Source organism: Nonomuraea sp. NPDC049649 (genome assembly GCF_040675175.1).
Taxonomy (GTDB): domain Bacteria; phylum Actinomycetota; class Actinomycetes; order Streptosporangiales; family Streptosporangiaceae; genus Nonomuraea.
The window spans coordinates 18,144-40,742 of sequence record NZ_JBFAOH010000034.1; the positions used below are offsets into that span (position 1 = coordinate 18,144).

Consider the following 22,599-nt stretch of genomic DNA (forward strand, 5'->3'; position numbering starts at 1 on the left):
GGGCAACGCTAGAAGACGATCATGTCCGGGCGCCGCATCCGAAAGTCTGGACAGCCTCTACCGAAGACGACAACGATCCGGCCAGGAAACCCTGACCGGATCGCTGTGGGGAGGCCGTCGCTCAGGCGTCGGCGTACTCGGGGTAGCCGTAGCCGACGATCTGGGAGACCGGCCGGACACGCTCCTCGACCTTGCCGTTGCCGGTGTTGCCCTCGATCGTGGTGATCGTGCCGTCGCCGTTGTCCTTCTTCACCAGGCCGACGTGGTCGATGGCGCTGATGTTCTTGCTGCCGCCCCAGTCGAAGAAGACGACCGCGCCGGGCCTGGCCTGGGTGCCCCAGCGGCCGTTGTCCTTGAACCACTTGGCGTGGGTGACGGTGTAGGCGTCCCAGCCGATGGTGTGGCGGGCGCCGGACTGCTCGCCGACCCAGGACACGAACATGTCGCACCAGGGGGCGTTGGCGTACAGCGAGGGGGTGCCGCCGCCGTCCCGGGCCAGGGTCTCGAGGGCACGCGGGGACTTCATGTACCACTCGTGGAACGGGGTGCCGCCGCCCGCGGCGTTCTCCTTGACGCCGATCTGCGACTCGGCGACCCGCAGGACCGTCTGGGCGCTCACGGCGCTGGCCTTCTCTGCCGTCTCGGCCTTGTTCTGCTGCTGGGCGACCGGCTGCGGCTGGGTGGCCCCGTCGGTGGTGACCGCGGCGGCCGAGCCCCCGGCGAGCGCGACGCCCAGCGCCAGGGCCGCGCCGACGGCGTAACGGGAGGCGGTCGCGGGCATGCGGTTGAAGATCTGCTTGACCATGTCTGGGAATTGCTCCTAGCTTCCATGCCGCCTACCGGGTTAGCTGTCGGGTTCGGGCGTGGAAGTGCCCTACGGTGCGATCCCAGTGAGGAAAGACCGATTCACCCCAGAGAAAGGTGGGTCCCCGGTTCCGCCAGAGAGCGGATTCGGCGGCCGCCCCGCGTTGACCCGCGGGCGCGGTCTCGGCAATACATCGGCAACGCGCCAGGTTCTAACTGAAAGCGCTGTTCAAGCGCGTGCCATCGATGTACCTGAAGGTAATCGTCGCGCAAGGAGCAGGGCAAGTCGCCCCAGGGCCCCCGGCTCGGAAACCCTTGTGCCGTAGGGGTTTCAGAGAAAAAACTTTACCTTGACAGGGGTTTCTACAGGTATCGGAACCACAGATACGGGGCCACCAGCGTCACCGTGACCACCGTGACGATCAACCCGTACTTGGTGAACTCCCAGAAGCTGATCGGCGTGCCGTTGCGCGCCGCGATCCCCAGCACGACCACGTTGGCCGCCGCCCCCACCGCCGTCGCGTTGCCGCCCAGGTCGGCCCCGAACGCGAGCGCCCACCACAGCACCTGCGCCAGCTCGCCGCCGTGCGCCGCCACCAGGTGCTCCACGATCGGGCTCATGGTGGCCACGTACGGGATGTTGTCCACGATCGCCGACACCACGGCCGAACCGCCCAGCAGGCCCATCGTGGCCACCTCCATCCGGCCCGCCGTCGCGTTGACGGCGGCCTGGGAGACCTGCCCGATGACCCCGGTGTGGACGAGCGCGCCCACCATGACGAACAGCCCGGCGAAGAACACCAGCGTGGGCCACTCCACCTCGGCCAGCGACTCCCGCGCCGTCACCCGGGTGGCCGCCACCAGCACGCCCGCCCCCAGCAGCGCCACCACCGACGGCGAGTAGTGCAGCACCGGGTGGAGCACGAAAGCCGCCAGCACCAGCGCCAGCACGGCCAGCGACTGCCACAGCAGCCGCCGGTCGGCGATCGCCTCCTTCTCGTCCAGCAGCATCACGGCCGCGGCCCGCTCCGGGTCGAACCGGAACCTCCGCCCCCACATCAGCCAGCAGAGCACCACGAACACCCCGACCAGCACGATGACCATCGGCGCCATGTGGATGAGGAAGTCGTTGAAGCTCAGCCCGCCCCGGCTGGCGATGATGATGTTCGGCGGGTCGCCCACCAGCGTCGACGCGCCGCCGATGTTGGAGGCCAGCGCCTCGGCGATGAGAAAGGGGACCGGAGACACGGCCAGCCGCTCACACACCAGGAACGTCACCGGCGCGATCAGCAGCACCGTGGTCACGTTGTCGAGCAGCGCCGACGCCCCCGCGGTGATCAGCACCAGCAGGACCATCAGCCGGAAGGGCCGCCCTCGGGCCCGTTTGGCCGCCCAGATCGCCAGGTACTCGAAGACACCCGTCTCCTTCAGCACCCCGACGATGGTCATCATGCCGAGCAGCAGGAAGATGACGTTCCAGTCGATCCCCGAGTGCTCGGAGAAGAACGCCGCCTGAGCGTCGGTCGCGTGGATCAGCAGCATGACCCCGGCCCCGCCCAGCGCCGCCGCCACCCGGGGGATCCGTTCGGTGGCTATCAGCGCGTAGGCGACCAGGAAGACCGCCACGCTCGCCCAGGCGAGCGGGGTCATGTCTCCAGCATCCTGTCCAGCAACGCCTGCAGCGTCACAGCGCCCAGCAACCGGCCCTGCTCGACGATCGCCACCAACGGGCTCCGGGTCCGCGCCATCAGCGCGGCCAGCTCCACCACGGTCGCGTCCGGATCGGTGACCGGCAGCTCCCGCCGCTCCTGCGGCAGCGCCTCGCGGACCGTACGGTTGCCGAGCGAGCCCAGGAACCTGTCGGCGTGCCCCTCGTCCACCACCCGGGACAGCGCCGGATCGTCCATGATGTAGCGCGGCACGGCCAGCCGGAGCGTCTCCGTGCCGGGCAGGATGGTGAGCTGGTCGTCGCCGCGGACGATGATGCCGGGCAGGTCCTGCTCGGCCATGAGCCGGGCGGCCTCGAGCACCGGCGTATCAAGGGTCACTACGGGATAGTCGGCTACCAGATCGCGGGCGCGCATGGGGACATCCTTTACTCGTACGGACGAGGACCTGCCGACCAGACTTCCCGGCTCACCGCCGGACAAGTTATCAAGACCATTCATAAGACTGTCTTCCCGGTCGGGGGTCTCCAATCCGGAAGAAGGTACTAGTACTCCTTCCCTTTCGGGCTTGATCGCCCACTTCCGAGAGGCCGGACCGTGACCGTCGCCGCTTCCGGGAGCGGGCCGAAGGTGAGCGTAAGCCGCCGGCCCGTCCCGGCGTCGGTCAGCGCGGGCGGGCGGCGTGTCACCGCCGCCACCGGGCGGTTCCAGGTCACGGTCACCCCGGCCAGGTCGCGGCGGGGGTCGGCGACGGTGACGGTGGCCGAGCCGTCGCCGCGCTCGGTGACGAGCACCGCGCACGGCCCGGACGCCGACAGCGGGCCCGCCGAGCCCGGCTGCCAGAAGTTGACCGCCGTCACCCCGGCCGACGGGACGTGCACGCCCTGCTGGCGGGCGGTGTTGGCGAGCACCCACGCCCAGCCCCGGTCGGCGGCGCGGGCCCTGGTCGCCTCCGGGGTGGCGTTCGGCAGCAGCAGGTAGGCGTAGCGGGCGTCGTCCGGGTCGACGCCGTGGCCGAGCCAGACGGTCACGTACGGCCGGCTCATCCCGCCGCCCGCCCGGTGCTCCCTGAGGCGGTGCAGCGGGCCGCCGTCGCGCACGACGTAGCCGCCGTGCCCCGCCAGGTGGGCCCAGCCTTCCTCGTCGTCGGCCGTGAGCAGCGCGGCGGTGCGCCGGTTGTCGACCACGGTCTCCACCGGCGCCCCGTCCCCGCCGGTGATGCCCGCGCCCAGGCAGACCACGGCGTCGTCGAGGAAGAACCAGGACTTGAACGCCTCCACCGTGGACTCCAGCCCGCGCAGATGCTGGCCGACCGTCGCGTAACGGCCGTCGGTCGCGCCGCCCACCCACCGGAACGGCGGGCGCGCGCCGCCCCACGCCTCCCCCGCGCCGTCGGGCAGCCTCCGGGTGGAGACGGTGGTGCCGGGCAGCCGGTACGGGTCGACGGTGGCCCAGAACCCGTCGGCGTACTGGCTCGCATGGCCCTCGCCCCACCAATAGAGCATCCCCGAGCCGGTGTGCCAGCCGCGCAGGTTCTCCCCGTTGCCGTGCTCGTAGTGGGCGACCCGGTCGGAGGACATGCTGAGGGCCGCGCACCAGCCCGGTGCCCGGTGCACGGCGCGGGCGCTCATCGGGAACAGCCGGTGCCCCACGGGCTGGGGGCCGTCCAGGAGGCGCCGCCAGCGCCGGCGCTCCTCGGGCGTCGCGGTGAGGCCCAGCCTCCGGACCGCCGCGGCCAGGCGGCGTCCCCTGACCGCGCCGCCCTCCGGGTCCCGGGCGATCCCCCTGCCGCTGACCAGATCCATGACGTGCCCGGCGTGCACGAACGGGGCGAACGACCGCGCCACGCTGTCGTACACCACCCGCCGGTTCGGGTCGGTGACCTCCCACGGGGTGCCGCGCAGCACCGCGAACATGGTGGCCAGCCCCTCCAGCAGCACCAGCCCGTACCCGCCCTGGTACGGGACGGCGTCATGCTGGATGAACGAGCCGTCCCGGTAGAAACCATCGCCTTCCGTCACGTACCGGAAGACCGGCGCGAGCGCCCGCACCGCGAGATCCGCCCGCGCCGCGTCCCCGCCGAGCACCGCCCGCAGCAGCATCACCAGACAGAGATCCACCCGGTTGGCGCCCGTGCTGGTGCCGCCGTAGCGATGTAACCGGCGCGGCGGCACAAAATGATCCACAGCCTCGCACAGCGCCCGGCCCGGCCGCCCGGACAGCCCGATCAGCAGGGCCGCGTCCAGAAGCCGCTTCGGGGCCCCGATCTCCCAATGCCACCAGTTCCCCACCGGCTCCGCACCCGCCGCGTACACATGCTCCCGGAAGTGGTCGATCCCGCCCTCGACAGCAGCCCGCAACCGCGCGTCCCCGCTCACGGCATACGCCCGCGCCATCGCCAGCAAACGCCCCGGCGTGGCACTCAGCGACGGATACGGCAGATCCCTCCAGAGCCCCCGCCCGCTCGGCGCCATCGCGGCCGCCTGCCTCCGCGCCGCTGCCACCGAGTACGCACGATCGACGGTCACCTCCCGCCACCGCCGCCGCACCAGCGCGAAATCCCCCGGCCCCGCCACCGTCCAGCCCGGCCGCCGAGGCTCCGGCCCCACCAGCCCGCCCACCCCGAGCAGCAGCACCACCCGCCTGGAACACCCGGCCACGCCCGCATTATCACCCGGCCACCCCACGGACATCAGCTATCGGAGGGTTCAGGCCTCCAGGTAGTGGAGGACGGCGGCCACCCGGCGGTCTACGCGGTCGGTGGGTGAGAGGTCGAGTTTGGCGAAGATGTTGCGGATGTGCTTGTGGACGGCGCCGTCCGTGACCACGAGGCGTTCGGCGATGGCCGTGTTGCCCAGGCCCTCGGCCATCAGGGCGAGCACTTCCAGCTCCCGGGCCGTGAGCCGGTCGAGGGGCCCGCGGCGGCGGGTGAAGAGCTGGGCCACCACCTCCGGGTCGATGGCGGTGCCGCCGGACGCCACCCGCTCCAGCGCGGACACGAACTCGCCGACCCGCCCCACCCGCTCCTTCAGCAGGTAGCCGATCCCGTTCGTGCCACCGGCCAGCAGCTCGGTGGCGAAGGCCTGCTCCACGTACGCCGACAGCACGAGCACCGCCAGCTCCGGGTGGAGCCGCCGGGCCTCGACCGCCGCCTTGATGCCTTCGTCGGTGTGGGTGGGCGGCATGCGGACGTCCACCACCGCCACGTCCGGCCGGTGCTCGGCCACCGCCCGCATGAAAGACTCCGGGTCCGGCACGGCCGCCGCCACCTCGTACCCCTCACCGCCCAGCAGCAGCGCCAGCCCCTCACGCAGCAGGGCGTCGTCCTCGGCGATCACGACACGCACGGCAGCTCCGCCTCGATTCTCGTCGGCCCTCCGGCCGGGCTGGTCACGGTGAGAACCCCGTCGTGCGCGGCCACCCGGCGGCGGATCCCCGCCAGCCCGGAGCCGTCCCGCTCCACGGCCCCGCCGCGCCCGTCGTCCTCGATCTCGACGCGCAGCGTGTCGCCGCGCCGGTGCAACGCCACCCGGGCGTGCGCGGCCCCGCTGTGCTTGGCGACGTTCGTCAGCGCCTCGGCCACGGTGAAGTACGCGGTCGTCTCCACCGACAGCGGCACCGCGCCCGGCTCCGCCACCGACACCCGGCACGGCACCGGGCAGTCGGCGGCCAGCGCGGTCAGCGCGCCCGCGAGCCCCCTGTCCTGAAGGATCGGCGGCAGGATCCCGCGCACCACCCCGCGCAGCTCGCGCAGCGCCGTCTCGGCGGCGTCCTGGGCCCGGTCCAGCGCCGGGCCGGCCGCCGCCGGGTCGCGGTCCAGCGCCCGCCTGGCGGCGGCGACCAGCACGACCACGGCCGTCAGCCGGTTCTGCGCGCCGTCGTGCAGCGAGCGTTCGATGCGGCGCAGTTCGGCGGCGTGCGCCCGCAGCGCGCCCGCGCGGGTGGCGGTGAGCTGGGCGATCCGGTCCGACAGGTCCACCGACGGGTGCGGCGGCAGCAGCCGGCGCCCGGGCAGCGCCTGCAGCCGGGCCATGCCGGGCCCGATCGTCAGGCAGAGCACCACCCAGACGACGCCGATCACGACCGTGCCCAGGATGCCCACCCAGGTGAGCGGCAGGAACATGCTGGTGGTCGTCTCGCTCTCCGGCAGCAGCCGATACCAGAGGGGGAACGTGATGTCCCGCACCGCCATGACCGGGAACGCGATGCCGAGCAGCCCCAGGAACAGGCCGGACGTCGCGTGCAGCGCCAGCCAGCGCAGGTCCCGCCAGGTGGCCGGGTCGCGCCGCACGGCGCGGAGCGCGTCCTGCCGGCTCAGGCCCTCGACGCTGGACTGGTACGGGGTCAGCACCGGCTCGCCCCACCGGCCCAGCCTGGCCCGTTCCTTGTCCGCCACCACCCGGGTCATCGAGACCACGGCGGGCAGCAGCGGCAGGCCGACCCAGAACAGCGACGCCGCGCCGACCACCAGCCAGCAGGCCAGGGTGGCCAGGGCGAGCACGGCGGTGCCGAGGCCGCCCGCGAGACGGTCGAGCGCCTCGACGGCGTTTCTCATCATCGGTCCACAAATGTACGGACGGGCGGGGATGCCGTCATTCCAGCCTGCTGTACCGATGGCTGGGGCGTGTGTGGGATTTCTCCCCGATTGCGCCGTGCCTAGCGTTGCCGCCATGACTGATCCGTACCGCAGGGAAAACGTCGCCGTCCGCATCGCCCTCTGGACCGGCCTGGCCGTCTGCGCCGCGGCCAACGTCGTCGCCAACTCCATCGGCGGCTGGGCGGTGCTCGCCGCCATCCTCTTCGGCCTCCTCGCCCTGGCCTGCATCGCCGGCCTCGTCCGCGACCACCGCGCCCGGCACCGCCGATCACCTGAACACCAGGGATAGGCGAGAACACTTGGGAGTGGGTGGGTCGCCTGAACACCAGGGATACGGGTGGGTGGCGGCCGGTCGCGTGAGCACCACCCGTGCAGGCGCCCGATGGTGGGAGCGCCAGGGGTGGAGGCGGCCGGTCGCATGGGTGGTGGGGGGTGGGGTAGCCGGGGCGCATGCAGGAACGGACGGGGGCGCGGGTCGCGCGTGGGCGGCCGGTCAGGGTGACGGTCGCGTCGGTCACCGCGGTGGCGCTGACCGTGGTGTTCGTGGGGCTGCTCGTGGTGGCCGCGCGGCCGCTCAACCCGCTGGATGAGCGGGTGACGCGGGAGTTGTTCGAGTACACGGTGGCCGACCCGGGCGTGACGTGGTTGCTCGTCGTCTGGACCGAGCTGTTCGGGCCGTGGACGTGGCGGGTCGTGGTGCTCGTCCTGGCGGTGTGGCTGTGGCGGCGAGAACGTAGAGGGGTGGCGCTGTGGGCGGCGGCCACGATCGTCGTGGGCGGGCTGATCGGCTGGCTGCTGAAGGTGATCGTGGACCGGGAGAGGCCTGTCCTGCCCGATCCGGTGGCGTTCGCGCCGGGGGACGCGTTCCCGTCGGGTCACGCGCTGAATGTGACGCTCGGGGCCGGGATTCTGCTGCTGCTCGCGATGCCCCATTTGTCCGCCGGGGGACGGGCAGCCGCGTGGGCGGGGGCCGTGTTCCTGATCGTGAGCGTCGCGTACACGAGGGTGGCGCTGGGTGTGCACTGGGTGAGCGACGTGCTGGGCGGGATCGTGCTCGGTGTGGCTCTGCTGGCGGTGTCGGTGGCCGTGTTCGAGAGTCGGCGGCTCGCCGACGATCTCATTACGCCGTAAGCTATTCACGCCCAGAACTCATTACGGCGTACGGAGATACCGATGCCCCAGGCCGAGCTGCACGACGGAAGCACGATCGAGATCGAGGTCCACGGCACGGGCCCCACCCTGCTGCTGCCCGTCAACCCCACCCCCGCCGAAGGCCCGCAGGCGGAGGCGATGCGCGCCTGGGGCCACGACCCGGCCCTGGGACGCTCGCTCATGGACGGGCTGGGCGACCTGGTGCGGGTGGCCGCGTTCGACTACGAGGGCCACGTGCTCGCACACCCCAAGCCGCTGACCCTCACCGCGGAGAACGTGGCCGCCGACCTGCTGGCCGTCGCGGACGCCGTGGGCGCGGCCAGGTTCGCGTACTACGGCTACTCGTGGCTGGCGCTCAGCGGGCTGCAGCTCGCGCTCCGCACCGACCGGCTGGACGCCCTCGTCATGGGCGGCTACCCGCCCGTGGACGGCCCGTACGCGGAGATGCTGGCCGTCACCAGGGCCACTCTCGGCATGACGGGCACGGCGACCGGCAAGGAGGCCACCCCCGGCGACTGGTCGACCGTGGAAGTGGCGCTGTCGGAGGACCAGGCCCGCCAGTTCGTCACGCTGTACGAGGGACTGCAGGACTTCGACGACCTGGCGGCGCAGCGGCGGCTCACCTGCCCGCGGCTCTGCTTCGCCGGGTCGGCCGACCTCATCGCCTACGACGAGCGGTGGGGCAATGCCCGCGTCGACGTCGCCGGCCCGATCGTCCGCCGCCGGGCCGAGCTGGAGGCGCTCGGCTGGGACGTGGCGGTGCTCGACGGGCTCGACCACGCGCAGGCCACGCAGCCCGCCGCCGTGCTGCCCGCGCTCCGCCCCTGGCTCGCCAATCACGTGTGAACGCCCTGGTCAGGGCAGGAGATTTGCCATGCAGACCTTCCTGCCCTACCCGGACTTCGCCCGTACCGCGGAGGTCCTGGACCCGCTGCGGCTGGGCAAGCAGCGGGTGGAGGCGCTGCAGGTGCTGCGGGCGCTGACGGTGCCCGGCTACGGCTGGCGGCACCACCCGGTGGTGAGGATGTGGGCCGGGTTCGAGGAGGCGCTGGTGCGCTACGGGCTGGAGATGTGCGGCCACTGGTGCTCGATGGGCCGGGCCGACACCTGCGCCGCCACCATGACGCGGGAGCTGGCCGAGCTCTGCGGCACCCCGCTCCCGCGCGGCCAGTCGGAGCTGGCGGAGGCGGGCGAGCTGCCGCCGTGGCTCGGCGACCCCGCCCTGCACCTCAGCCACCGTTCGGCGCTGCTGCGCAAGGACCCGGCCTTCTACCGGCCGATCTTCGGTGCGGAGCCGGACGACCTGGAGTACGTGTGGCCGCCGTCGGGCCGTCCGCCCGCGTGCATGCCCGACAGCTAAAACGCGGTAAAGCCGCTTTTCACCACCTTCGGGCGGGGCAGTCGTGGTCTCCATGAGCGTCATCTCACGTGGCTTCCGGGGCCGCCGCGGCGAGGGCGGCGACCGGCTGCCGCCCGGACAGTACCTGGAGCACGGCTTCCCGGTGCTCTCGGCCGGGCCGACCCCGCACGTCCCGCTCGACCGGTGGGAGTTCGTCATCGACACCGAGGACGGGCAGGCCCACCGGTGGACCTGGGACGAGCTGACGGCCCTGCCCGCCGAGACGCCGACGGTGGACATCCACTGCGTCACCAAGTGGAGCAAGTTCGACACGAGCTGGGAGGGCGTCTCGCTCGACGTGCTGTTCGAGAACGTCGACAGCGCCGCCGAGTACGCCCTGGTCCACTCCTACGGCGGCTACACGACGAACCTGCCGGTGGCGGACCTGCTCGACGGCAAGGCCTGGATCGCCTACCGCTACGACGGCGAGGAGCTGGAGCCGCAGCACGGCGGCCCGGCCCGGCTGCTGGTCCCCCACCTGTACTTCTGGAAGTCCGCCAAGTGGGTGCGCGGCATCCGCCTGCTGGACGAGGACACGCCCGGCTTCTGGGAGACCGCGGGCTACCACGACTACGGCGACCCCTGGCGCGAGCAGCGCTACCAGGGCGACTAGATGCGGCGCCTCACCTGGCGGCCCGTCACGCTGGCCGGTTCCCGCGAGGAGACCGCCACCGCCCGCACGCTGCTGTTCGACGTGCCCGGCTGGCCGGGCCACCTGCCCGGTCAGCACGTGGACGTGCGGCTGACCGCCGAGGACGGCTACAGCACCCAGCGCAGCTACTCCATCGCCGCCCCCGCCGACGGCGACCGGGTGGAGCTGACCGTGGAGGAGGTGCCGGACGGCGAGGTCTCCCCGTACCTGACCCGGGTGATGGAGCCCGGCGACCAGGCGGAGTTCCGCGGGCCGGTCGGCGGCTGGTTCGTGTGGCGGCCGCAGAGCGCCGCGCCGGTGCTGCTGGTCGCGGGCGGGTCGGGGATCGTGCCGCTGATGGCCATGATCAGGGAACGCCGGCGGGTCTCCAGCCGGGCGCCGTTCCGGCTGCTGTACTCGCTGCGCGACCCCGGCCACCGCTACTACGCGGACGAACTGCACTTCCCCGAACCCGGCCTGGACGTCACGTACCTCTACACCAGGAGCGCGCCCGCGGACTGGCCGCGCAAGGCGGGCCGCGTCGTCCTGGACGACCTGGCCGAGAGCGGCTGGCCGGCGGACTTCGAGCCGGACGTGTACGTGTGCGGCCCGACGGGTTTCGTCGAGGCCGCGGCCGACCTGCTGCTCGCCCTCGGGCACGCGCCGGACCGGATCAAGACGGAACGCTTCGGACCCAGCGGAGGCTGACATGACGCATCTCGACGGAAACGTGCTGGCCGGCCCCCTCAGCGAACTCTTCGCCGTGGACCTCACCGCCGCCACCGGCCAGTGCGCGAGCTGCGGACGGACCGGCCCGGTCGCCACGCTCAAGGTGTACGGGCCGGACCCGGGGCTGGTCGCCCGCTGCCCCGGCTGCGACGAGGTGCTGCTCCGCCTCGTCCGCGAACCCGACGCCGCCTGGCTCGACATGCGCGGAATGGTGACGCTCCGTATACCGGTTGTCGACTGATACGGACACCTGACCCGGCCCGTTTCTGTACTATCGACCGGCCGGACCCACCACGTGCCTAGGGCTGCCACCCGCGGCCGCGTCCCCCAGGGGGAGTTGCTTGGCATCCTCCCCGCGCTGAACTGAAGCACAGGGATTCCAACCGCAACTACCCCACGAGGAGGAGGTCGCGTTGAGGTTCGCGGTGCACCGGCCCGGCAGCCCGTGGCCCTTCCCGCGCAGAAACGGCATGCCCTGCCGCCTGTTCGATGTTCCTGGCCGCGTTCACATCGGCGTTGCCGGCGTATCCGCAGGACCGGCACCGGTAACGCGCTTGGCTCTCACGCGCTCGCCGGTCCACGATCCCGCACGCCGAACACCGCTGACTCGTGTACGCGGGAGGCCGGAACCCCTCACCCCGCCCGCGCTTGCGCCAGGCCGGACGACGGTGACTGCCGCCGAAGAAGTTGCTCATGGCCTGCGCGAAATCCTTCAGCGCCTGCTGCTGGACGATGATCGACCCCGCCCGCAACCACGCGAATGCCGCCCGCGCCTCGGTCAGCTGCCGGCACTGCTCGGCGAACCCCGGCGCACTCTTACGTCCAGGCCTCCAGCAAGAGTGCTGCTCAACCGCGAGATTCCACACAAACCGGGCATGCCCGCAATGCTCCAGCAACGCCTGCTCCTGAGCAGGCGAAGGCTGGAGCCGGTAACGGGACACGCCGATCAAACTACCGACCGCCACCGACAGAACTGGGAGACAGAAGTGTCCGGCCGTTCCGGCTTCCCTTGCCGCCCTGAAGGACGGGGCCTCCAGCCGGAAGATATCCGGTGACGAGCGGGCTCATCGACACGCCCCCGAAAACCCGTGCACCGCGTCGCCGACGCCGCTGGCTGCGGCGGCTGGCCATCGGCGCCGGGGCCGGGGCGCTGCTGGTCACGGCGGCCGGTGTGGGCGTCGTGCTCCGGCTCACCGGCAACGTCCGGCACATCGACGTGGCGAGCGAGCTGGACGCCACCCGGCCGCCCAAGGTCGCCATGACCGCCGTGAACGTGCTGATCGTCGGCTCCGACCAGCGCGAGGGCAAGAACGCCCGCTACGGCCGGCACATCGAGGGCGAGCGCACCGACACGATCATGCTGGCCCACCTGTCGTCCCGCCGCGACGGCGCCGTGGTCATCAGCTTCCCGCGCGACTCGGTGGTGCAGCTCCCCGGCTGCCGCCCCCGCGAAGGGCACCCGGGCCAGCAGCCGCACACCGGCATGATCAACGAGTCGTTCAACAACGGCGGCATCGCCTGCACCTGGAAGACCATCGAGACGCTCACCGGCATCCACATCGACCACTTCGTCAAGGTCGACTTCTCCGGGTTCAAGAGCATGGTCGACGCCGTCGGCGGCGTGGAGGTCTGCCTCGCCGAGCGGGTCGACGACGAGAAAGCCCGGCTCCACCTGCCCGCCGGGCGCCAGACGCTCGACGGCGAGCAGGCGCTCGGCTACGTCCGGGCTCGCTACTCCTTCGGCGACGGCTCCGACATCGGGCGGATTCAGCGCCAGCAGATGTTCATCGCCTCGATGCTCAAGAAAGTGATGAACGCCGACCCGGCCCACATGCTCGGCTTCCTCGACGCCGGCACCCGCGCCGTCACCACCGACCCCGGCCTCACCGTCGGCGTCATGAAGGACCTGGCCGAAAGCCTCCAGGGCCTCGACCGCGGCCGGATCCGCTTCATCACCACCCCCTGGCGCTACTCGGTGACCCAGCCGGGCCGTGTCGAATGGGAGCAACCGCAGGCCGACCGGCTCTTCCGTACCATCGCCAAGGACGCTCGGCTCGGCGGCGTGCGCGGCGGCCGGACCCGGGTGCCCCGCTCCAAGGTGGCCCTGGACGTACGCAACGGCACCACGCGCGCCGGCGCCGCCGCCGAGGTGGCGGCGGCCCTTGAGCAACGCGGCTACCAGGTCACCCGCGTCGGCGACACCCCCCGCAAACCGCACCGCAAATCCAAGATTCTGTACGGTCCGGCAGGCGAGAAGCGGGTGCCCACGCTCACCCGCGACGTGCGCCGGGCCGCGGCGCGGGCGATGCCGGACGCCCGCACGGCCCGGCTGATGCTGATCGTGGGCGACGACTGGCGCGGCCTGAGGCCCCCGGACCCGGCCGAGGCCGCCAAGGGCATCGACGCCACCCACGACAGCTGCACCGCCCCCTGACCGGCCGTCAGCGCTTCAGGCAGGTCACCGCGACGGACTTACCAGGCAGGACCGGAGGCTCGCCGTCGACCGGGAGAGCCGGGCGGGCCTCCGCGAACTCGACGTCGTCAAGCCGGACGGTCCCGGCCGATTCGGGGACGTCGGCGAGCGCTTCAGGCCGGACGCTCTCGGCCGGTTCGACGACCCTGGTGACGGTCTCCAGCCGGACGGTCTCCGCCGGTTCCGCGACCCCGGCGGAAGCCTCGCCGACCGGGGTGGCGGGCACCGCGCGCACCGTCGAGCCGTCCTCCAGCTTGATCGCCACCGCCTCGCACCCGGGCTGACCGGCGAGGGCAGGCACCGGGACGGAACCGGAGGTGGTCGCCAGGGCGGAGCCGGAGGCAGGGGCCGGGGAGGAGTCGGGGGTGGTCGCCAGGGCGGAGCCGCTCAGCCCGGCCGTCGCCAGGACCGCTGGCCGAACCGAGCGAGCTGACCCGGGAGGGGCTGGCGGATCTGGACCGGCTCCAGTCGCTGGCCGCCGGGCTGTTGCTGCTGGCCCGGCTGGACTCGGGTGAGCGGCCCGGCATGACCGAGGTGGATTTGGGTCAGGTCGCGGCGGAGGAGTCGTTGCGGGTGGAGCGGCGGTCGGGGGTCGAGCTGGCCTTCGACATCGAACCGGATGTGCTGGTGGAGGGGTCACGGCCGCATCTGGGCCGGCTGGTGACCAATCTGGTGGGGAACGCGGCCCGGCATGCCACCGGGCGCGTCACCGTACAAGTGGTGAGAGAGGAGGGCCGGGCGGTGCTGCGGGTCCGCGACGACGGGCCGGGGATTCCGCCGGAGCACCGTGAGGCGGTGTTCGACCGTTTCACCCGGCTCGACGAGGCGCGCGCCCGGGACGCGGGCGGTGCCGGGCTCGGACTGCCGATCGCCAGGGACATCGCCCACCTGCACGGCGGCACCCTCGTCGCGGAGGACGGCGGCCTGGTCGCTACCTTCCCCGCCCTCCCTGCGCACCCTCCCACCGCCCGGCGATGACGCGCACCGCCGGACGGCCGGAAACCCTGCTGCTGGCTTCGGGTGTTCTGGAAAGAGAGCTATCCGGGAGCCGCGCCGCGATGACGCGCACCGCCGGTCTTAGGGCTGGCTCACCCGGGTGTTCTGGAAGGAGGCGAAGCGCCAGCCTTCCGGGGTTCGTACGGCGGTGTAGGTGAGGATGGAGTCGCGACCGGGGTCGGGCGCGCCGTCGACGGTGGAGCCGCCGGTGGCGATGATTAGGGCGACGCCGTCTCCGAGCGTTCTGATGGCGGGCTCGCCCCGGCTCTCCAGTTTGATCGGCATGGTGAACAGTTTGCGGTGGCCCTCCTCGATCGCCTGGCGGCCCTTCATGGTGGCGCCGAAGTAGGTGATGTAGTCGGCGTCCTCGGTGAACAGTCGCGCGTAGGCGGCGGCGTCACCGGCGTTCCAGGTCTCGTAGACGCGGTCGAGCAGGTCACGGATCTCAGCGGACAAGGCACACTCCCGTGTGGTCGGGCGCCTATCCTTGGGAACTGCGAAGTCTGGACAAGGCAGGCGCCGTGTTCGGATGGCCGGCCGCCGGGGTGTTGGCGCACTCCGGCGGCCGTCTTACTCGTCGAGCAGTTGCTCCAGCAGCGACTGTTTGACCGTGCCCGGCCAGTCGAGGTCGCCTCGCTCGATGCGGCCGATGACCGTACGCACCCAGTCGAGCTCGGCGCCGTAGAGTGCGCGGTCGCACTCGAGCTCCAGCAGGAGCAGTTGCGGCAGCCCGTTCTCGGCCTGGGTGGCGAGGTGCGCGTCGATGGTCCCGATCATGCCTTGGAGCGTGGCCGTGCGGGTGCGCAGCGCTTTGAGCGCGGTGTCCGGCGGCAGCGCCCCGATCAGGGAGACGGCGGCGACGAGTGTGCGGCGGTCCGGTTCGGGCTGTTCGAGCAGCCTGCGGAGCCGGACGCCGAGTTCGCGCCTGCCCTCGTCGGTGATCTCGTAGACCGTCCGCTCGGGCCTGCGGCCTTCGCGTTCGGTCTCCGCGGGCGTGATCAGGTCGTCTCTGGCCAGCCGGTCCACCGCGTGGTAGAGGCTTCGCGGCAGGCCGGTCACGTAGTCCTTGTGCGTGTCGACGATGAAGCGGTGCAGCTCGTAGGGGTGGCTGGCGCGTACGGAGAGCATGGCGAGGACGGTGAGCCCCACCAGGTCGTGTCGTCGCGCCATCACCCCTCCTCGACTATTGCACTTTGCACTATAGCGGAGTGCTCGACTCTAGAGAAGGGCCTCGTCGAGCTGAGCGAAGGCGCGCTCGATGGCGGTACGGGTGACGTCCTCGTCGTAGGGGAACTTCTGGATGAGGTCACGCAGCCCCTCCACGTGCGCGCGGCGGGCCAGCTCGGCCACCACCGCCAGCTCCTCGTGCTGGGCGATCACGAAGTCGCGGCCGACGACCGCGCCGTGTCCCGGCACGTACACCTGCTCGCGCATGTCGCGCAGCATCCTCGCCGTCGTGCCGGGCCAGTCGAGCGGGTACGAGCCACCGAACGACGGGGGCGCACCCTCCTCCACCAGGTCTCCGGTGAAGACCACGCCCGCGTCGGGGATGTGCGCCACCACGTCGTGGGAGGTGTGGCCGAGCCCGAAGTGGCGCAGGTGGACGATCCGGCCGCCGATGTCGAGCGTGGCGGCCGAGGTGAAGACGTGGTCCGGCGGTACGAGCTCCACCTCCTCCACCTCGGCCCGGCGGTCCTCGGGAAGCTGTGCCGCCACGGCGTCCCGGTCGCGGGCCCCGTGCAGCTCGATCTCGTCGGCGCAGCGGACGTGCCCCCAGATCTCCGCCGGGCGGAACATCGCGTTGCCGAAATAGTGGTCGAAGTGGGCGTGCGTGTTGACGACCGTCCACGGGTTCGGGGTGATCCGCCGGACCGCCTCTATCAGGTCGGCGGCCTCCCGATGCGACATGCGTGTGTCGATGATCAGACAGTGGCCGTCGCCGACCACCAGACCCACGTTCATGTCATAGGACTCGTGGCGGCGGACATACACCCGATCGCCGATCTCCTGCCAAGGTTCATTCATCGCGCGATCCCGGTGCGGCGTGCCGAAGTCATGACGAACAGACTTTATTAGGATCAGCCCGCCGCGCACGACACCGGGTGCGTGAGTCCCGTGGCGCGGGGTAACAGGTTCCTGTCCGATCCCGGGGAGGGCTCGTGTGAGTGTGCCGGTGCTGGTGTGGTGGCTGACGATCATCGGGATCGCCGGGCTGCTGCTGTTCGACTACCTCTTCCACGTGCGTCAGGCGCACATTCCCACGCTCCGCGAGGCGGCGATCTGGTCGAGCCTCTACGTGGGCGTCGCGGTGCTGTTCGGGCTCGGGGTGTGGGCTCTCGGCGGCTCCGACATGGGGGCCGAGTATTTTGCGGGTTACGTCACGGAGAAGGCGCTCTCGGTCGACAACCTCTTCGTGTTCCTGGTCATCATGGCGAGCTTCCGGGTGCCCCGGGCCGACCAGCAGAAGGTGCTGCTGTTCGGCATCACGTTCGCGCTGGTCGCCCGTACCGGATTCATCCTCCTCGGCGCGACGCTGATCAACATGTTCGCCTGGGTGTTCTACGTCTTCGGGCTGATCCTGCTCCTCACCGCCGGCAACCTGATCAGGCCCGAGGGCGAGGAGAGCCACCAGGGCGACAACATCGTGGTCCGGCTGGCCCGGCGGTTCCTGCACACCTCCGAGCACTACGACGGCGACAAGCTGACGACCGTCGTGGACGGCAAACGCGTCCTGACCCCGATGCTGCTCGTCATGGTGGCCATCGCCGGCACCGACCTGCTGTTCGCGCTCGACTCCATCCCGGCGATCTTCGGTCTCACCCAGAACGTCTACCTGGTCTTCACGGCCACCGCGTTCTCCCTGCTGGGGCTGCGGCAGCTCTACTTCCTCATCGACGGGCTGCTCGACCGGCTCATCTACCTCTCGTACGGGCTCGCCGCCATCCTCGCCTTCATCGGCGTCAAGCTCTTCCTGCACGCCCTGCACGAGAACAACGTGCCGTTCATCAACGACGGCGAGCCCGTCAACGTGGTCGAGATCCCCACCGGCCTGTCCCTGATCGTGATCATCGGCGTCCTGACGGTCACCATCGTGGCCTCGCTGGTCAGCACCAAGGGCCGGGCGCAGAACATGTCCTCGGCCGCCCGCCGGTACGCCACCCGGCTGCTGGACGGGGAGTGCGACCCGGAGGAGTGCGCGTACTTCTACCGCCTGCTGGTGGACGAGGAGACGCAGCTGCGCAGGCTGCCGGAGAAGTACCGGGAGAAGATCCGCGAGGACGCGAAGCTGATGGACATGCTGCGGCGGGTCCACGAGCGCTACGGCCCCGAGGCGGCCCGCCGGAACTGAGCTCAGCGCATCCGCACCACGATCAGCCGCCAGAGCGCGAGCTGGAGCAGGCCCAGCGCCAGCGAGAAGGGCATGAGCGTCCACACGCCCGCGCCCTCGGCGATCGCCCCGGCCAGCCACGGGAACACCGCGCCCCCGAGGACCGACACGCCGTTCATGAGTCCGATGGCGGTGGGCACCAGCCGGGCCTCGGTCAGGTTCGGCACCACGGCCATCGCGGTCGGGAACACCGGCCCGAGGAAGAACCCGAGCAGCACCAGCCCCGCCCCGGCCACCAGCCCCGCCGGGGCCGCCCAGATCAGCGCCGCCGACGCCGCGATCCCGGCCAGGCAGGCGTACGCCATCCCCACCGTCGTCCAGCCGAGCCGTTCGGCGGCCGGGCTGATCAGGAACCGCCCGGCGGTCAGCCCAAGCCAGTAGCCGCTCACCATCGGCCCGGCGATCTCGGCGGCCTGGGCGTGCTCGTCCACCAGGAAGGTGAACCCCCAGTTGCCCACCGCCGTCTCCAGCCCCACGTACACGGCGAGGAAAGTGCAGGCCAGCACCACCGCGGGCGAGCGCAGGGACGTGCCGAGCAGCCCCCTGCTGACCCGCTCCGCCGCCGGCGCGGGCCGCTCGCGCGGGTACACGAGCGCGAACCCCACCGCCAGCGCGATGAAGAGCCCCGCCACCACCAGCCAGACCCAGTTCCACGGCGCGAACGCCAGCATCCACGTCGCCAGCAGCGGCCCCAGCAGCGCCCCCACGCCGAAGAACGCGTGCAGCCGGTTGAGCAGCGTCGCCGCCGACGGCAGCCCCGCCAGGTACGTGTTGAGCACCGCCTCCAGCAGCCCCATCCCGTACCCGGCCACCACCTGCACCGCCACGAACACCACGAACGGCGGCCGCACCCCCAGCACCAGCGCCGACAGCACGAACCAGCCCGTCCCCAGCACCAGCGCCGCCCGCGTCCCGTACCGCTGCATCAGCGAACCGGACGTGGACCCGGCCAGCAGATAACCGGCGGAGAACGTGAAGAACGTGATGCCGATCGTGGCCATGTCCACGCCGTAGTCGGCGATCTGCGCGGGCAGCAGCACCCCGGCGATCCCGGCGCTCACCCCGACCAGGACGAAGGCCACGTACGACAGCAAGACAGGACCGCGCAGAACGGACACGCGGACCCCCCGGGTGCATGTGTCGGCGACTTGCCTTGATCGTAAACGACCTTCGCGGCGGAGGGCGTGGCCGCTTTAGGACACCCGCAGAATCCGCACCTCCCCGGCGGGGACCGTCAGCTCGCCCGTCGCCGCCTCTCCGGTCACGAGGTCCGTGCCGGTGGCCTCGACGACCGCGTCCGCCGCCGTGTGGTTGATCGCGAACAGGTAGGCCCGGCCGTCCTGATGCGCCCGCCGGACCAGTTCCACGCCCGGGGTCGCCGTCCCGCCGACCCCGGCCTCCGCGCAGACCGTCCGCAGCACCGCCGCCAGGTCGTCGCCCGAGAGCACCGTGGTCAGGTAGTGGGCGGTCCCGTCGCCCCACGCGTTGCGGGTCCACGCCGGTTCGCCCGTCTCGTACGTGTCGGCCACCTTGGCGGTCGTTGCCCGCGCCGTCTCGCTCCACACCGAGCCCGTGCCGCCGCCCGACAGCCTGACCGTCTCGCCGGGCTCCAGCGGGAAGAACTCCTCCACCGTCACCCCGAGCAGGTCGCGCCAGGCGCCCGGGTAGCCGCCGAGCCGCACCCGGTCGTGCTCGTCGACGACCCCGCTGTACGGGCCGACCAGGGCGGTCCCGCCGGCGGCCACGAAACGTTCGAGGTTCGCGGCACCCTGGTCACTCACCAGATAGAGGGCGGGCGCCAGGACGAGCCGGTAACCGGACAGGTCGGCTTCCGGGTGGACGACGTCGCAGGTCACGCCCTGCTTCCAGAGCGCGGCGTGCCAGCTCTTGATGACGTCGACCGGCTTCAGCTCCTCGGTGGGCTGGGCCGGGTGGTCCTGCGCCCACACGCTGGCGTGGTCGAGCAGGATCGCCACGTCGGCCCGTACCGTGCTGCCCGCCACCTCGGCGGCGGCCCCGAGCAGCGCGCCCAGGCCCGTCACCTCGCGCCAGATCTTCGTGCCGGTGCCGGCGTGCGGGACCATCCCCGAGTGCCACTTCTCGGCACCCGCCCGGGACGCCCGCCACTGGAAGAACATGATCGCGTCCGCGCCCCTGGCGAAGTGCTGCACCGAGTTGCGGCGCAGCTCGCCGGGGCGTTTGGCGCGGTTGACCGGCTGCCAGTTGACGGCGCTCGTGGAGTGCTCCATCAACAGCCACGGCCGGCCGCCGCCCAGCGAACGGGCGTAGTCGGCGGCGAACGCCAGGTCGATGTGCGGGTCGGGGCCGATCAGGTAATGGTCGGTGGAGACGACGTCCACCTCCCTGGCGAAGGACCAGCAGTCCATGTCCCAGTGCGCGCCCGCCATCAGGTTCGTGGTGGCGGGCACGTCCGGGGCCAGCCGGGCGAGCAGGTCGCGCTCGGCCCGGTAGAGGGCGAGCAGCGCGTCCGAGCTGAACCGGCGGAAGTCGAGCTGCTGCCCCGGGTTGGGGAACGACGGGGTGGCGCGCGGCGGCAGGATCTGCTCCCACGAGCTGTAGCGCTGCGACCAGAAGGCGGTGCCCCACGCCTCGTTCAGCGCGTCCAGCGTGCCGTGCCGCCCGCGCAGCCAGTCGCGGAAGGCCTCCGCGGAGGCGTCGCAGTAGCAGCGGGCGTTGTGGCAGCCGTACTCGTTGTGGACGTGCCACATCCGCAGCGCGGGATGCTCGCGGTAACGCTCGCCGAGCTGCTCCACGACGCGCAGCGCCTTGTCGAGGTAGATCGGCGAGCTGGGGCAGAAGCCCTGGCGGCTGCCGTGGTGGAGCCTGCGCCCGTCGGCGTCCACCGGCAGCGCCTCGGGATAGGTGTGCCCGAACCACGGCGGCGGCGACGCGGTCGGGGTGGCGAGAAAGGCGCCGATCCCGTCCGCCGCGAGCAGGTCCATCACCCGGTCCAGCCAGCCGAACTCGAACCTGCCCTCGGCCGGTTCCAGCATGGACCAGGAGAAGATGCCGACGCTGACCTGGTTGACCCCGGCCTCGCGCATCAGGGCGACGTCCTCGGCCCAGACCTCCTCAGGCCACTGCTCCGGATTCCAGTCGCCGCCGTAGCCGATCAAGTGCCCTCCTCCTGCCGGGGTGCCCCAGAGGGATTAAAACGTTCTTCCTCTCAGCGGGCAACCCTCCTTCCACGGCACGAGAAACACCCGCACAAGCCTGATTTTCGTGCTTGAGTCGATTCAAGCTGCCCGTCGGCCCGCGCGGGCAGGAACCGCCAGCGTTCCCGCCGCGCGCCGCCTCCAGCAGCTCCGCGTAGCCGTCCATGCGGCTGACGGTAGAGGCTTGTGGGCATGGTCAAGAAACTCGCCTTACTCCTGGCCGGGCTCGTCGCCGGAGTCACGATCGTGGTCGCCGGGCAGTGGCCCGTGACCGAGGTGGTGTACCGGAACGAGCAGCCGGACGACGTGACCTATACCGATAATTCAGCACATCACCTGGGCCTGCTCCGCAAGAACTCGCTGTTCAGCGCCCCGGAACATCAGCTGGTCATCGGCCGTGACCCGGGCTTCGGGTACGGCCACATGGTGAGCGCGCCCGGCGAGGAGGTCGCGGAGACCGAGTGGACGTCCGACGGCGTCAGGGTGCGTTTCACGAGCGGGCACGAGCTGTACGTCCCGGCCCAGTCCTTCACGCACGGCCGCTAGATACGTCCCGGCCCGCTCCTCCACACCCGGCCGTTAGAACAGCGTGAGCGGTTCCACCGGTTCGGGGTCCGGGAGGGGTTCCAGCTGCGGCAGGCGGGCGCGGACCTCGTCGTGGAAGCGCCGGGCCAGCGTCAGGGCGTCGGCGTTGTCGGGGGTGTGGATGAAGAAGGTCGGCGAGCGGCCCTCACGCAGCCAGTCCGTCACGACGCCCACCCAGTGAGCCCACCCCTCGACCGTACGATCGACGTCGTCGCGGCCCAGATAGCGGACGATCGGCCGTTCGGTGAGCGCCGCCGAGCGGCGCGGCATCCGCGGTTTCTTCACCCACGCGTCCCGTTCGGCGTCGGTCGTCGGCGGGCTCTCGAAGAGCGTGACCGTGTCGAACGGCACCCACTCGGCCCCGGCCCGCCCCAGCACGCCCTCCAGCGACCGGACGGCCCGCGCGTCCTCGAAGAACGCCTGGTGCCGGACCTCCACCGCGTACCGGTAGTCGCGGGGCAGCCGGTGCAGGAACACGGCCAGCGCCCCCAGGTCGTTCGGGCCGAAGGAGCCGGGCAACTGGATCCAGAGCGCGTCCGCCCTCGGACCCAGCGGCTCGATCGCGTACAAAAACTCCCGCAGCGGCTCGTCGGCCGCCGCGAGCCGCCGCTCGTGCGTGATCGTCCTGGGCAGCTTGACCGGCAGCCGGAAGCCGGGTTCGGTCTGGGCCGCCCACGTCTCCACCGTGCTCCGGGCCGGGGTGGCGTAGAACGTCGTGTTGCCCTCGACCGCGTTGCACCAGGTGGCGTAGGCCCGCAGCCGTTCGGCCGGCGGGAGCGGGTGCGGCAGCAGCCGTCCCTGCCACGGCCCGTGCGTCCACATCGCGCATCCCACATGAAGCCGCATGCCGCCCCACGCTACCCGCGCCAAGCAACGACGACGATCCGGCCCCGAGCGGGGCCCTCAATCAAGCCGCCCCGCCACCCCCGTCACGATCCGGCCCTGGGCCAAGCCGCCCCACACCCTTCCGCGTCAGGAGGTGAGGCGAGCGGTGCCCCTCGG

25 protein-coding genes and 1 riboswitch are annotated in these 22,599 nt (G+C 71.6%); of the genes, 11 read left to right on the forward strand and 14 right to left on the reverse strand.

Annotated elements, in window-relative coordinates; translation table 11 throughout:
- Nucleotides 1-121: 121 nt before the first annotated feature.
- From AB0J42_RS29765 to AB0J42_RS29790, 6 genes are all read right to left on the reverse strand, one after another.
- Nucleotides 122-805: a CHAP domain-containing protein gene (locus AB0J42_RS29765; protein ID WP_364300187.1), complete on the reverse strand. Its 684-nt coding sequence runs from the start codon at nucleotides 803-805 to the stop codon at nucleotides 122-124.
- Nucleotides 806-818: 13 nt separating this feature from the next.
- A riboswitch (cyclic di-AMP (ydaO/yuaA leader) is annotated at nucleotides 819-967 on the reverse strand.
- Nucleotides 968-1,167: 200 nt separating this feature from the next.
- On the reverse strand, nucleotides 1,168-2,454 hold the full coding sequence (locus tag AB0J42_RS29770; RefSeq protein ID WP_364300189.1) for an ArsB/NhaD family transporter: 1,287 nt from the start codon (nucleotides 2,452-2,454) through the stop codon (nucleotides 1,168-1,170).
- Nucleotides 2,451-2,888, reverse strand: a complete 438-nt coding sequence (locus tag AB0J42_RS29775) for a CBS domain-containing protein (RefSeq protein ID WP_364300191.1) — start codon at nucleotides 2,886-2,888, stop codon at nucleotides 2,451-2,453. The genes AB0J42_RS29770 and AB0J42_RS29775 overlap by 4 nt, the downstream gene beginning before the upstream one ends.
- 128 nt (nucleotides 2,889-3,016) lie before the next feature.
- Entirely contained in the window at nucleotides 3,017-5,131 is a 2,115-nt protein-coding gene (locus tag AB0J42_RS29780) for a polysaccharide lyase 8 family protein (RefSeq protein WP_364300193.1), read from the reverse strand.
- Nucleotides 5,132-5,179: 48 nt separating this feature from the next.
- Nucleotides 5,180-5,818: a response regulator transcription factor gene (locus AB0J42_RS29785; RefSeq protein ID WP_364300195.1), complete on the reverse strand. Its 639-nt coding sequence runs from the start codon at nucleotides 5,816-5,818 to the stop codon at nucleotides 5,180-5,182.
- A complete protein-coding gene (locus AB0J42_RS29790; RefSeq protein WP_364300197.1) occupies nucleotides 5,806-7,029 on the reverse strand; it encodes a sensor domain-containing protein in 1,224 nt (407 codons plus the stop codon). Before AB0J42_RS29790 ends, AB0J42_RS29785 begins: the two co-directional genes overlap by 13 nt.
- Before the next feature lie 112 nt (nucleotides 7,030-7,141).
- Here AB0J42_RS29790 and AB0J42_RS29795 point away from each other — a divergent pair, with 112 nt between their 5' ends.
- From AB0J42_RS29795 to AB0J42_RS29825, 7 genes are all read left to right on the forward strand, one after another.
- Entirely contained in the window at nucleotides 7,142-7,357 is a 216-nt protein-coding gene (locus tag AB0J42_RS29795) for a hypothetical protein (protein ID WP_364300199.1), read from the forward strand.
- A 161-nt stretch (nucleotides 7,358-7,518) separates the two neighbouring features.
- Nucleotides 7,519-8,199 carry a phosphatase PAP2 family protein gene (locus tag AB0J42_RS29800; RefSeq protein ID WP_364300201.1) on the forward strand — a complete coding sequence of 227 codons (681 nt, stop codon included), beginning with the start codon at nucleotides 7,519-7,521 and terminating at the stop codon, nucleotides 8,197-8,199.
- Nucleotides 8,200-8,241: 42 nt separating this feature from the next.
- On the forward strand, nucleotides 8,242-9,066 hold the full coding sequence (locus AB0J42_RS29805; RefSeq protein ID WP_364300203.1) for an alpha/beta hydrolase: 825 nt from the start codon (nucleotides 8,242-8,244) through the stop codon (nucleotides 9,064-9,066).
- A gap of 28 nt (nucleotides 9,067-9,094) precedes the next feature.
- Complete coding sequence (locus AB0J42_RS29810; RefSeq protein WP_364300205.1) at nucleotides 9,095-9,580, forward strand: MSMEG_6728 family protein; 486 nt, start codon at nucleotides 9,095-9,097, stop codon at nucleotides 9,578-9,580.
- Nucleotides 9,581-9,632: 52 nt separating this feature from the next.
- Nucleotides 9,633-10,232, forward strand: coding sequence for a sulfite oxidase-like oxidoreductase (locus tag AB0J42_RS29815; protein WP_364300207.1), 600 nt, complete (start codon nucleotides 9,633-9,635; stop codon nucleotides 10,230-10,232).
- The gene (locus AB0J42_RS29820; RefSeq protein ID WP_364300209.1) at nucleotides 10,233-10,958 is read left to right on the forward strand and encodes a ferredoxin reductase; all 726 of its coding nucleotides are present in this window, start codon (nucleotides 10,233-10,235) and stop codon (nucleotides 10,956-10,958) included. It begins immediately after the preceding gene.
- Between the two features lies 1 nt (nucleotide 10,959).
- A complete protein-coding gene (locus tag AB0J42_RS29825; protein WP_364300211.1) occupies nucleotides 10,960-11,220 on the forward strand; it encodes a DUF6510 family protein in 261 nt (86 codons plus the stop codon).
- A gap of 148 nt (nucleotides 11,221-11,368) precedes the next feature.
- On the opposite strand, the gene AB0J42_RS29830 is transcribed toward AB0J42_RS29825, so the two are convergent.
- Entirely contained in the window at nucleotides 11,369-11,920 is a 552-nt protein-coding gene (locus AB0J42_RS29830) for a zinc ribbon domain-containing protein (protein WP_364300213.1), read from the reverse strand.
- 110 nt (nucleotides 11,921-12,030) lie between these two features.
- Here AB0J42_RS29830 and AB0J42_RS29835 point away from each other — a divergent pair, with 110 nt between their 5' ends.
- Nucleotides 12,031-13,413: an LCP family protein gene (locus AB0J42_RS29835; protein WP_364300215.1), complete on the forward strand. Its 1,383-nt coding sequence runs from the start codon at nucleotides 12,031-12,033 to the stop codon at nucleotides 13,411-13,413.
- 7 nt (nucleotides 13,414-13,420) lie between these two features.
- Here AB0J42_RS29835 and AB0J42_RS29840 read toward each other — a convergent pair whose 3' ends face one another.
- Complete coding sequence (locus AB0J42_RS29840) at nucleotides 13,421-13,717, reverse strand: hypothetical protein (protein WP_364300217.1); 297 nt, start codon at nucleotides 13,715-13,717, stop codon at nucleotides 13,421-13,423.
- Between the two features lie 260 nt (nucleotides 13,718-13,977).
- On the opposite strand from AB0J42_RS29840, the gene AB0J42_RS29845 reads away from it, so the two are divergent.
- The gene (locus AB0J42_RS29845) at nucleotides 13,978-14,430 is read left to right on the forward strand and encodes an ATP-binding protein (RefSeq protein WP_364300218.1); all 453 of its coding nucleotides are present in this window, start codon (nucleotides 13,978-13,980) and stop codon (nucleotides 14,428-14,430) included.
- 99 nt (nucleotides 14,431-14,529) lie between these two features.
- Here AB0J42_RS29845 and AB0J42_RS29850 read toward each other — a convergent pair whose 3' ends face one another.
- The 3 genes from AB0J42_RS29850 to AB0J42_RS29860 form a co-directional block, all read right to left on the reverse strand.
- Nucleotides 14,530-14,904 (reverse strand): SgcJ/EcaC family oxidoreductase, encoded by a 375-nt coding sequence (locus AB0J42_RS29850; protein ID WP_364300220.1) that lies wholly within the window; start codon nucleotides 14,902-14,904, stop codon nucleotides 14,530-14,532.
- 114 nt (nucleotides 14,905-15,018) lie between these two features.
- Complete coding sequence (locus AB0J42_RS29855; protein WP_364300222.1) at nucleotides 15,019-15,618, reverse strand: PadR family transcriptional regulator; 600 nt, start codon at nucleotides 15,616-15,618, stop codon at nucleotides 15,019-15,021.
- A 48-nt stretch (nucleotides 15,619-15,666) separates the two neighbouring features.
- Nucleotides 15,667-16,473, reverse strand: a complete 807-nt coding sequence (locus tag AB0J42_RS29860; protein WP_364300224.1) for an MBL fold metallo-hydrolase — start codon at nucleotides 16,471-16,473, stop codon at nucleotides 15,667-15,669.
- Between the two features lie 136 nt (nucleotides 16,474-16,609).
- On the opposite strand from AB0J42_RS29860, the gene AB0J42_RS29865 reads away from it, so the two are divergent.
- Entirely contained in the window at nucleotides 16,610-17,797 is a 1,188-nt protein-coding gene (locus AB0J42_RS29865; protein WP_364300226.1) for a TerC family protein, read from the forward strand.
- Between the two features lie 2 nt (nucleotides 17,798-17,799).
- On the opposite strand, the gene AB0J42_RS29870 is transcribed toward AB0J42_RS29865, so the two are convergent.
- Both AB0J42_RS29870 and AB0J42_RS29875 read right to left on the reverse strand, forming a co-directional pair.
- Nucleotides 17,800-18,954, reverse strand: a complete 1,155-nt coding sequence (locus AB0J42_RS29870; RefSeq protein WP_364300228.1) for an MFS transporter — start codon at nucleotides 18,952-18,954, stop codon at nucleotides 17,800-17,802.
- 75 nt (nucleotides 18,955-19,029) lie between these two features.
- Nucleotides 19,030-20,973: a beta-galactosidase gene (locus tag AB0J42_RS29875; protein WP_364300230.1), complete on the reverse strand. Its 1,944-nt coding sequence runs from the start codon at nucleotides 20,971-20,973 to the stop codon at nucleotides 19,030-19,032.
- 231 nt (nucleotides 20,974-21,204) lie between these two features.
- Between AB0J42_RS29875 and AB0J42_RS29880 the strand changes: the two genes are divergently transcribed.
- Nucleotides 21,205-21,558, forward strand: a complete 354-nt coding sequence (locus AB0J42_RS29880; protein ID WP_364300232.1) for a hypothetical protein — start codon at nucleotides 21,205-21,207, stop codon at nucleotides 21,556-21,558.
- 33 nt (nucleotides 21,559-21,591) lie between these two features.
- On the opposite strand, the gene AB0J42_RS29885 is transcribed toward AB0J42_RS29880, so the two are convergent.
- Nucleotides 21,592-22,443, reverse strand: coding sequence for a DUF72 domain-containing protein (locus AB0J42_RS29885; RefSeq protein WP_364300234.1), 852 nt, complete (start codon nucleotides 22,441-22,443; stop codon nucleotides 21,592-21,594).
- Nucleotides 22,444-22,599: the final 156 nt, after the last annotated feature.